The organism is Stenotrophomonas sp. MYb238 (assembly GCF_009496535.1).
In the GTDB taxonomy this organism is placed as follows: Bacteria; Pseudomonadota; Gammaproteobacteria; order Xanthomonadales; family Xanthomonadaceae; genus Stenotrophomonas.
The window spans coordinates 73198-79842 of sequence record NZ_WIDL01000021.1 but is presented as its reverse complement, the minus strand read 5'-3'; the positions used below and the strand labels follow the sequence as shown (position 1 = coordinate 79842).

Sequence of the window (6645 nt, the reverse complement as noted above, 5' to 3'; positions counted from 1 at the left end):
GGGCAGGCCACGGCGCCGCAAAAACAGCTTGTCCGCGCTGCCAAGGCCTCGTATCATTCGCAGCCCGGTTCGCCGGGAACCACCGGGAAGGTGGCAGAGTGGTTGAATGTACCTGACTCGAAATCAGGCATGCGTTTATAGCGCATCGGGGGTTCGAATCCCCCCCTTCCCGCCAGATTTGAAAACGGCCCCGACGGGGCCGTTTTTGTTTCCGGGCCAGTGACCGGCCAGGCGCGGCTTCCCGGCTGCCAGGCATCTGCGCCCGGCCGTTACACTGTCTCCTTCGTTCCGCAGGTGTCCGTCATGTCCGAAATCCTGGTGCCCGTATCCTTCGGCGAACTGCTCGACAAGATCTCGATCCTGCAGATCAAGTCCGAGCGCATGAGCGATGCGGCCAAGCTGGCGAACGTGCGCAACGAACTGGCCGCGCTGGAGCGCACCTGGAGCGCGCATCCGGCCGCGGCGCGGGAGATTGACGGCCTGCGCGCGGAGTTGAAGGCGGTGAACGAGCGGCTGTGGGACATCGAGGACGACATCCGCCTCAAGGACAAGGCGCAGGCCTTCGACGAGGCCTTCGTCGAACTGGCGCGCAGCGTTTACTTCCAGAACGACGAGCGCGCGCGGATCAAGAAGGCGATCAACCTCGCGCTGGGGTCGGGCTACGTGGAAGAGAAGTCCTACGCGGACTACCGTGCGCGCTGAGGCCTGCGCGCCTTGCAAGTGAGCGCCCGTAGGAGCGACTTCAGTCGCGATGGGGCTTTACCGGGAAAGCCCCATCGCGACTGAAGTCGCTCCTACGTTATTGGGCGGGCTGTCCGGATACTTCAGCCGAGGTGGTCGGCCACGTAGCGCTCGAACGCGGCGACGGCGTCGTCAACGCCGACCAGTTCCATCACCCCGTCGAACTCGATCTTCGCGCCCCATTTCAATTCGGCCGCGGGCTTGTGCAGGAAGCGCCGCGCCGCGTCGTCGTAGCGGTCCACGCAGTAGCGGCGGTCCGAATACGGGCCGCTGCGCGCCGGGTTGCTGGCCGCGTGCAGGCCCAGCACCTTGGTGCCGACCGCGTTGGCGATGTGCATCGGGCCCGAATCGGGCGTCATCAGCAGGTTGGCGCGGGCCAGCAGGGCGGGCAGCTGCTTGAGCGTGTCCCGGCCGACCAGGTCCAGCGCCGGCGCCTGCATCGCCGCCAGGATCGCGTCGGCGGTGCGGCGTTCCAGCTCGCTGCGGCCGCCGCACAGCACCACCCGCCAGCCGCGCGCGGCGGCGTGGTCGGCGACCGCCGCGTAGCGGTCGGCATACCAGTTGCGGCGTTCGTGGCTGGAGCAGGGCGAGATCATCAGTACCGGGCGGCCATCGTCGTCCCATTGCGCGCGCGCCCAGGCGTGGGCGTCGGCGGGCGTGGCCAGGTCCCAGCTCACCGTGGTCTGCGTCATTCCCAGCGGTTCGCAGAAGCTGCCGATCGCATCGAGCACATGGATGTCGGGGCGGTCGGGAATGCGTTCGTTGATGAACAGCCCGTGCAGGTCCTTGGAGCGCGAGCGGTCGTAGCCGATGCGGCGCCGTGCGGGAATGAAGGCCGACAGTACGTTGGCGCGGAAGGCGACCTGCATCTGCAGCAGCGCGGCGAAACCGGCGGCGGGCAGTTCGCGGCGCAGCGCGCGCATGCCGGCCAGGCCCGATTTCTTGTCGTAGACGTGGAACACCACCCCGGGCAGTCCTTCCAGCAGCCTGTGCCCGGCCTTGTCGATCACCCAGTGCAGTCCAGTGTCCGGCCTGGCCTGCTGCAGCGTGCGCACCAGCGGAACCACATGGGTCACGTCCCCGAGCGCGGACAGCCGCAGGAGGCACAAGGGGGAGGACGCTGGAGGCATGGTGTTGTTAGACTCGTGGTGAATGGTCGCTTTCGACGCCACTGAAGCGCTGACGCCTTGCCGCGAAGGCCGCGGCTACGGCGCCATTCTGTTCGACCGCCAACATCTGCGGCAAGCCGAAACCACCTTGTTTTCGCCTGCGCACTGGGGCGGCCGCGCGCGCCCGGTGGGCGAGGGCGGCCGCGGCGGGGCCTGGTTCGTGGATGCGCCGTTCGGGCATTGCGTGCTGCGCCATTACCTGCGTGGCGGCGTCGCCGCACGGCTCAGCCGCGACCGTTACCTGTGGCAGGGCGCCGACCGCACCCGCAGCTTCGCCGAGTTCCGGCTGATGCGGAAGCTGATCGCGCTGAAGCTGCCGGTGCCACGTCCGCTGGCGGCGTTCTACATGCGCCAGGGCGCGACCTACCGCGCGGCGATCCTGATGGAACGGCTGGACGGGGTACGGTCGCTGGCCGACCGCGCGCTGGTGGCCGGTCGCGGCGCGCCGTGGGAAGAGGCCGGTCGCCTGATCGCGCGCTTCCACCGCGCCGGGCTCGATCATGCCGACCTCAACGCGCACAACATCCTGTTCGACGCCGGCGGCCACGGCTGGCTGATCGATTTCGACCGTGGCGTGCTGCGCATTCCCGCCACGCGCTGGCGCGAGCGCAACCTCAAGCGCCTGCTGCGCTCGCTGCTCAAGCTGCGCGGCGAACGCAGCCGCGAGGACGTGGAGAAGGATTTCGCGCGCCTGCGCCGCGCCTACGACCTGGCCTGGAACCGGGGCGTGTGATGGACTGGTCCCTGCGCTTCCTCGGCGTCGGCAACGCCTCGGCGGTCGAGCTCGGTTCGCCGATGGCGGTGATTGAGCGCGACGGCCAGCCGTGGCTGACCATCGACTGTGGCGGCGAAGGGTTGACCGCCTATCGCGCGCAGTACGGGGCGATGCCTGACGCGCTGTTCATCACCCATGTGCACCTGGACCATGTGGCCGGTTTCGAGCGCCTGTTCGTCGATGCCTATTTCAATCCGCGCCGACGCGGGCGGGTGCGGCTGTACGTGCCCGCGCCGGTGGTGCCGCTGCTGCACCGGCGCGTCGGCGACTATCCGAACGTGCTGGCCGAGGGCGGCGCCAATTTCTGGGATGCGTTCCAGCTGATCGTGGTCGGCGAGGCGTTCTGGCACGACGGCGTGCGCCTGGAAGTCTTCCCGGTGCGCCACCACTGGCCGGAGACGGCCTGGGGCCTGCGCCTGCAGGGCGCGCTGGTCTGGAGCGGCGACACCCGGCCGATTCCGGAAATGCTGGCGCGCTATGCCGACGACGAGGAATTGGTCGCCCATGATTGCGGCCTGCATGGCAATCCGTCGCATACCGGCGTGGACGACCTGGAGCGCGAGTACCCGGCGCCGCTGCGGGCGCGAATGATGCTGTACCACTACGCCAGCGCGGCCGATGGTCAGGCGCTGCGCGCGCGCGGACACCGCGTGGCCGAGCCGGGCGAGTGCGTGGCGCTGGCCGAGCCGACCGCGCCGCGGGCGGTGCCGTTCCCGGGCTGAGCCGCAGCCCGCAGGATTGCCGGCATCGGACAGGCTGTGCGTACACAGTGGAACGCCGCGAAGCGAGGTGAGGCGGGCATTCCGTCGCACGGCCACGTGCGTGCGCGTGCGTGCGCTGGGCCGCGGCACGCGATGGCGGGCCAGGTGCCGAAAAGGTGGCGGCCCCGCCGGCTGACCTCGGCGCCCGCGTCGATCGATACCGTTGCTGCCTTCCGGCCCTGGCGGGATTTTCGACCTAGCGTCGCGAGGGGCCGACGGGGCCACCATAGACGCGGGCCGCGCATCGCGCGGCCCGGGTTTCTTTGTTCCGGGCGGAAACCGGAATCGTGAATCTGGCGGAGAGAGGGGGATTCGAACCCCCGAAGCGCGGTTTAGACGCTTACACACTTTCCAGGCGTGCTCCTTCAACCACTCGGACACCTCTCCGGGACCTGCCGCCACCCGAAGGCGCTGCAGGGGCGCAGATTCTATAGGGCCGGCGCGGCGGCCACAAGTCGAACGTGCGCCGGCCGGACCCGATGCCTCACCGCAGGCGGAATACGGCCACCATCTTCGTCAGTTCGTCGGCCTGCTCCTGCAGCGAGCGCGCCGAGGCGGCGGCTTCCTCCACCATGGCCGCGTTCTGCTGGGTGGCGCCGTCCATGTGGACGATGGTCTGGTTGACCTGCTCGATGCCCGCGCTCTGTTCCTGCGAGGCGGCGGAGATCTCGGCCATCAGGTCGTTGACGCGGCGCACCGCGGCCACGATCTCGCGCATGGTGTCGCCCGCGCCGCCGGCCAGGGCCGCGCCCTGTTCCACCCGCTGCACGGAATCGCCGATCAGGCCCTTGACCTGCCTGGCGGCGTCGGCCGAGCGCTGCGCCAGCGCGCGCACCTCGCTGGCGACCACGGCGAAGCCGCGGCCCTGCTCGCCGGCGCGGGCGGCCTCCACCGCGGCATTGAGCGCCAGGATGTTGGTCTGGAAGGCGATGCCGTCGATCACGCCGATGATGCTCTCGATCTGCCGCGAGGCGGCGCTGATGCCGTCCATCTGTCCGACCACCTGCGCCACCACCTCGCCGCCGCGCGCGGCGACGTCGGCCGCGCCGGTGGCCAGTTCGCGCGCCTGCTGCGAGGACATCGCGTTGCTGCGCACCGTGGAGGTCAGTTCCTCCATCGAAGCGGCGGTTTCCTCCAGACTGGCGGCCTGCTGTTCCGAACGCGCGGACAGGTCGCTGTTGCCGGCGGCGATGTCGCGCGCGGCGCTGCCGATGGCGTCGACCGCGCCGCGCACGCCCTGCATGATGCCGGTCAGGCGTTCGACGGTGGCGTTGGTGTCGTCGCGCATCCGGCCGAACACGCCGCGGTAGTCGGCGGTGATGCGCTGGGTGAGATCGCCCTGCGCCAGCGCGCCGAGCACGCGCTGCACGTCGCCGATGGTGCCGGCGTTGGCGTCGAGCATGCCGTCCACGCCTTCGGCCAGGCGCAGGAAAAAGCCGGTCTTGCCCGCGGTGCCGATGCGCCGGGTCAGGTCGCCGGCGGCGGCCGCGTCGATGACGGTGGCCACCTCCGATTCCACCGCCACTTCCTCGCTGCGGTCGCGCCATTCGACCACCAGGCCCAGCCGCTGGCCGTCGGCCGAGGTCACCGGGGCGATGGTCTGGGCGAACACCGCGCTGCCGAACGCCAGCTCGGCCTGCTGCTTGCCCGTGGCGATGGCCGCATCGCCGCCGGCCTGCGCCTGCAGGTGCGACAGCGGCTGGCCTTCGATCCGTTCCAGGTCGGCGTGCGGCAGGTGCCGGGCGAGGTCGGCGCGGTGCCGCGCCAGCAGGCCGCGCATGGCCGGATTGGCGTAGGCCACCTGGCCCTGCGCGTCGGCGATCAGCATCGCGGTGCCGGCGTTGTCCAGGGCGATGCGCACGCGCAGGTTTTCCGCGGCGATGGCGCGCTCGGCATCCAGGCGCGCCTTCAGGTCGGCCTGCATCTGGCGCAGCGCGCGCGAGACCTGGCCCACCTCGTCGTCGCCGCCGGCGGCGATCGGATAATCCAGCTGCCCGGCCGCGACCGCATCCACGCCGCGCACGATGCCACGCAGCGGGATGCCGACCAGGCGGCGCAGCAGCAGCACGACCACGGCGACCAGCAGCACCACGCTGGCCGCACCCACCAGCATCACCCGGTTGCGGATCTGCGCCACGCCGGCCATCACCGCGTCGACGGGGGCCGACACCATCAGCGCGAAGGCGTCCGGCGCGCGGCCGGCGGTGACCGGGACGTAGACGCGGAACACCTCGCCGCCGACCGCGGCGTCGAAGACGCGCTGGCGCACCACCTCGCCCTTGGCCAGCCGTGCCAGCACCGGCGCCAGGTCCGGGGCGAACGGCTTGCCCAGGCTCTGCTGCTCCGGCGCCGCCAGCACCTTGCCGGTGGGCGAGAGCAGGCGCACCACGCCGCGCTCGTAGGGGCGCACCTTGGCCAGGTTGGCCTGGATGGCGTCCAGCGCGATATCGGCGCCGGCCACGCCGGCGAACTGGCCGTCGCGCCTGAGCGGCACCATCAGGCTGGTCATCAGCACCTTCTTGGTGCCCACGTCGTCCAGGTAGGGTTCGAACATCAGCTCGTCGCCGCGTTCCCTCACCGCCGCGTAGTACTTCTCCGCGTCGGGGCCGCTGATCCGGATCTCGTTCTCGCTGCCGACCGCATCCTGCAGCGTCGGTTCCTCCGTACCCTGGCTGTGCCAGTAGATGGACAGCCGCCCGGAGTCGCTGCTCACCCGCTGGTCGGGACCGAGCCCGTCGATGAAGGCGCGCAGCCCGTCCGCGTCGGGTTCGCCATCGGGCCAGGCGCGGGCGAACGCGCCATCGCGGCCGTCGTAGCCGTCCGGCTCGAATTCCAGCCAGTAGCCCAGCGTTGCCTTGTCCGAGGCGGTGTAGCGCCGCACCAGCTCGGAGGCTTCGCCGCGGCTGGCGTCGCCGCGCGCCATCAGGGCCTGGGTGGCGTCGACCAGGCCGCGTACCCGCGACAGGGTCTCGGTGACGTCGCCGCGCGCCTTGGCCGCCTCGGCGCGCGCCAGGTGCTCCAGTTCGTTCAGAGCGGTGGCTTCCTGCACCGCCGCGGCCTTGTGCTGGATCAGCCAGGTCGCGCCGCCGAAACAGGCGGCGGCCACCAGGCCGAGGATGAGGGCGGTACGCGCCACCACCGATTTGAGTCCCGCGCGGTGGAAGGACATGGGCATCTCCTGCTGGGAAGCGGAATGCGC

Annotated in this window: 5 protein-coding genes, 2 tRNA genes and 1 other RNA gene; 4 read left to right on the top strand and 4 right to left on the bottom strand. The window is 70.7% G+C overall.

What is annotated here, in order from left to right:
- The first annotated feature begins 84 nt into the window (after positions 1-84).
- Both CQ393_RS14095 and CQ393_RS14090 read left to right on the top strand, forming a co-directional pair.
- Positions 85-175 (top strand) — tRNA-Ser (locus tag CQ393_RS14095).
- Between the two features lie 128 nt (positions 176-303).
- Entirely contained in the window at positions 304-702 is a 399-nt protein-coding gene (locus CQ393_RS14090) for a DUF6165 family protein (RefSeq protein WP_153192298.1), read from the top strand.
- A 122-nt stretch (positions 703-824) separates the two neighbouring features.
- Here the strand turns inward: CQ393_RS14090 and CQ393_RS14085 are convergent, their stop codons facing one another.
- The gene (locus CQ393_RS14085; protein WP_153192296.1) at positions 825-1871 is read right to left on the bottom strand and encodes a glycosyltransferase family 9 protein; all 1047 of its coding nucleotides are present in this window, start codon (positions 1869-1871) and stop codon (positions 825-827) included.
- Positions 1872-1893: 22 nt separating this feature from the next.
- On the opposite strand from CQ393_RS14085, the gene CQ393_RS14080 reads away from it, so the two are divergent.
- Together CQ393_RS14080 and CQ393_RS14075 are read left to right on the top strand one after the other, a co-directional pair.
- Entirely contained in the window at positions 1894-2643 is a 750-nt protein-coding gene (locus CQ393_RS14080; protein ID WP_054663539.1) for a 3-deoxy-D-manno-octulosonic acid kinase, read from the top strand.
- The gene (locus tag CQ393_RS14075) at positions 2643-3407 is read left to right on the top strand and encodes an MBL fold metallo-hydrolase (protein ID WP_153192294.1); all 765 of its coding nucleotides are present in this window, start codon (positions 2643-2645) and stop codon (positions 3405-3407) included. Before CQ393_RS14080 ends, CQ393_RS14075 begins: the two co-directional genes overlap by 1 nt.
- A gap of 161 nt (positions 3408-3568) precedes the next feature.
- Here CQ393_RS14075 and ffs read toward each other — a convergent pair.
- The 3 genes from ffs to CQ393_RS18405 all read right to left on the bottom strand — a co-directional run bounded on the left by ffs (position 3569) and on the right by CQ393_RS18405 (position 6615).
- Positions 3569-3665, bottom strand: an RNA gene (gene ffs / locus CQ393_RS14070) — signal recognition particle sRNA small type.
- 75 nt (positions 3666-3740) lie between these two features.
- A tRNA-Ser gene (locus tag CQ393_RS14065) sits at positions 3741-3833 on the bottom strand.
- 97 nt (positions 3834-3930) lie between these two features.
- Complete coding sequence (locus CQ393_RS18405) at positions 3931-6615, bottom strand: methyl-accepting chemotaxis protein (RefSeq protein ID WP_194269676.1); 2685 nt, start codon at positions 6613-6615, stop codon at positions 3931-3933.
- Positions 6616-6645 lie beyond the last annotated feature (30 nt).

Bases quoted from the DNA above. Each gene is read 5' to 3' on its own strand.
- CQ393_RS14090 (WP_153192298.1), top strand. From the start codon at position 304: ATGTCCGAAATCCTGGTGCCCGTATCCTTCGGCGAACTGCTCGACAAG.
- CQ393_RS14085 (WP_153192296.1), bottom strand. From the start codon at position 1,871: ATGCCTCCAGCGTCCTCCCCCTTGTGCCTCCTGCGGCTGTCCGCGCTC.
- CQ393_RS14080 (WP_054663539.1), top strand. From the start codon at position 1,894: ATGGTCGCTTTCGACGCCACTGAAGCGCTGACGCCTTGCCGCGAAGGC.
- CQ393_RS14075 (WP_153192294.1), top strand. From the start codon at position 2,643: ATGGACTGGTCCCTGCGCTTCCTCGGCGTCGGCAACGCCTCGGCGGTC.
- CQ393_RS18405 (WP_194269676.1), bottom strand. From the start codon at position 6,615: ATGTCCTTCCACCGCGCGGGACTCAAATCGGTGGTGGCGCGTACCGCC.